The 464-nt window shown below is 56.7% G+C and carries 1 protein-coding gene; it reads left to right on the forward strand.

Annotated elements, in window-relative coordinates:
• On the forward strand, window positions 1-464 hold a 464-nt coding region (locus tag J5M57_RS28400), incomplete at both ends, for an N-6 DNA methylase (RefSeq protein WP_207938530.1).

A 464-nucleotide genomic window follows, 5' to 3' on the forward strand; every position in this document is an offset into this window, starting at 1 on the left:
GAGAAGATCGTCAATGCACTGCTTTCGGGGGCTGCGGCCCCTAAGGTCCTGGACCCCGCGTGCGGCACCGGCGGCTTCTTGGTGTACCTCATGGGGGATAGCCTCAGGGTCGCGACTCAGAAGCTTGCCGACCGAGCGATTAATGCCGCCACCCATCGCGAACTCGTTCGGAAGATTCGTCAGCAGGTCTTTTTTGGCTCCGACGCAAATGAGGGCGTTGCATGTGCGGCGAAGATGAACATGATCGTCGCCGGTGACGGGCATTCAAATATTCAGCCCGAGAACAGCTTGGCACGGACGGCCAAGAACTGGAACATTCAAGATTCAGATTGCGACTTCATCTTGACTAACCCGCCGTTCGGGACGTCTGAGAGCGGGGCCTTGTCTGATAAAGACATGGGGCAGTTCGAAGTCCAGACGACGAAGGGACAACTCCTTTTCTTGCAGAAGATGGTGTTGTCTGC

It is taken from the genome of Pseudomonas sp. 86_A (assembly GCF_017491705.1).
Taxonomy (GTDB): domain Bacteria; phylum Pseudomonadota; class Gammaproteobacteria; order Pseudomonadales; family Pseudomonadaceae; genus Aquipseudomonas; species Aquipseudomonas koreensis.